3 protein-coding genes are annotated in these 2,282 nt (G+C 61.6%); all 3 read left to right on the top strand.

Annotated features, from left to right (window positions below; genetic code table 11):
- The coding region (locus tag ENZ75_RS29215; RefSeq protein WP_164888091.1) for an ABC transporter permease at positions 1-706 on the top strand (706 nt) is incomplete at its 5' end.
- 12 nt (positions 707-718) lie between these two features.
- A complete protein-coding gene (locus tag ENZ75_RS29210) occupies positions 719-1,876 on the top strand; it encodes an ABC transporter permease (protein ID WP_013530884.1) in 1,158 nt (385 codons plus the stop codon).
- Positions 1,877-1,943: 67 nt separating this feature from the next.
- On the top strand, positions 1,944-2,282 hold a 339-nt coding region (locus ENZ75_RS29205), incomplete at its 3' end, for an ATP-binding cassette domain-containing protein (protein WP_128278523.1).

Raw genomic sequence — 2,282 nt, 5'->3', positions numbered from 1 at the left:
CGGCTGCTCGACCAAGTTCAAGGCGACCGTCGCCTCAAAACTGTTTCCGGCACTCGGCGCTACGGGCATCCTGATGTTCTGGGTGCTGGCGGTGATGGTGCCGATCTCGCTGCTGATCGGCATTCTGGCCGGCATGCGTGAGGGGTCGCGAACCGACCGGGTGCTGTCCGTGGCGTCGATCGCCTCGACGGCGACGCCTGAATATGTGTCGGGCGTCATCTTCACCGTCATCTTCGCCTCATGGCTAGGCTGGCTGAACGGCTCGGCGGCTTCGGCCAGCCAGGGCATCACCTTCTACAATTTCACACTGCCGGTGATGACGCTGGCGATCTACGGCATCGGCTATATCGCCCGCATGACGCGAGCTTCGATGGTCGAAGTGATGACGCAGCAATATATCCGTACTGCGCGGTTGAAGGGTCTCTCCTTCGGCAGCGTGGTGGTCAAACATGCCTTGCGCAACGCGCTGATCGCACCGTTCACCGTCATCATGCTGCAATTCCCTTGGCTGCTCACCGGCGTCGTCATCGTCGAGGTGATGTTCCGCTACCAGGGCTTCGGCTACACGCTGGTCGAGGCGGCCGGCAACAACGATATCGACCTTTTGCTCGGCTGCTCGCTGGTCTCGGTGTTCATCGTCTTGATCACGCAGCTCATTTCCGATGTCGGCTACGCATTTCTCAATCCGCGTATCAGAGTTCAGTAGGGAGCGAAGCCGATGCCGGTTCAATACATCAGTGGCTTCACCGTCGTTTTCGAAGTGCTGTCGCGCTTCTGGCCGGTCTGGATCGCGCTCGTCATCGTCATGGGCGCGAGCTTCGCCTACAAGAAGAAGCTGGCGCTCTACGGCCAGCTGTTCGACAGCGGTGTCGGCATTGTCGGCGTCGGCATCTGCCTGTTCTGGCTGTTCACGGCGATCTTCGCCGCGACCATATCGCCCTTCGATCCGCTGGCCCAGATTCCGATCATGAAGGACGTGCTGCCGGGCGCCGTCGAACCGCAGTCGGGGCTGACCTATCTGTTCGGCGGCGACAAGCTGGCGCGCGACGTGTTTTCGCGCATGGTCTATGGCAGCCAGATCGTGCTGATCATCGCGCCTGCCGCGACCGGCTTCGCGCTGATGGTCGGCATCACGCTCGGCCTGCCCGCCGGCTATTACGGCGGCAAGATCGACACCGTGCTGTCGTTCCTGGCCAACCTTGTGCTCGCCTTCCCGGTGATCCTGCTGTTCTACCTCTTGGTGACGCCGGGTATCATGGACACGCCGATCCCGTACGGCATGGCCGGCGTGTTCTTCCTGTTCCCGATCATCTTCTTCAGCGTGCTGTTCTGGACCCGCTACAAGAACCGGCCCGACCGGCTCTACATCCTGCTCGGCATCACCCTGATCCTCGGTGGCTGGATCTATCTCGGCCTTGTGTTCGATAAGGACCCGCTGCACATCGTCCATATCGATCCAAACCAGCTCAACATCTTCGTGGCGGTGGTGTTCGCCTCCAGCCCCGGCGTGTTCCGCATCGTGCGTGGCCTGGTGATGGACATCAAGACGCGCGACTATGTGGCGGCGGCGCAGACGCGCGGTGAATCGCCCTGGTACATCATGCTGTGGGAGATCCTGCCCAATGCGCGCGGGCCATTGATCGTCGATGCCTGCCTGCGCATCGGCTACACCACCATCCTGCTCGGCACGCTCGGTTATTTCGGCCTTGGCCTGGCGCCGGAAAGTCCGGACTGGGGCACCGCGATCAAGGACGCCAGCCGCCTGCTGCGCTCCTTCATCCATCCGGCGCTGCCGCCGACCATCGCACTGATGTCGTTCGTGCTGGGCTTGAACCTGCTCGCCGACTCGCTGCGCGAACAATCGATGAAAGACTGATGTCGCGGGTTTCGACCCGATGGGCCTGAGAGAAACAGGCCTGGAAGAACCAGGATTGGAGCGACCCATGAACGAGGCAGTTCGAAATCCCGCCAAGCCGACCCCCGGGCCAACCAAAGGGCCGATCATCGAGATCGAGAACCTGTCGATCTCCTTCTTCACCCGCAAGGGCGAGATACCGGCGGTCATGGATTTTTCCTGCACCGTCATGCCGGGCGAGGCGATGGGCATCGTCGGCGAATCCGGCTGCGGCAAGTCGACCGTGTCGCTCGGCATCATGCGCGACCTCTCCAACATCGGGAAGATCGTCGGCGGCAAGATCAAGTTCCAGGGCAAGGACATGGGCGAACTCTCCGACGAGGAGTTGCGTTCCATCCGCGGCAACAAGATCGCCATGATCTACCAG

Source organism: Mesorhizobium sp. M7A.F.Ca.CA.002.04.1.1, from assembly GCF_004022805.1.
Taxonomy (GTDB): Bacteria; Pseudomonadota; Alphaproteobacteria; order Rhizobiales; family Rhizobiaceae; genus Mesorhizobium; species Mesorhizobium ciceri.
This window is presented reverse-complemented; position numbering and strand designations above follow the sequence as displayed.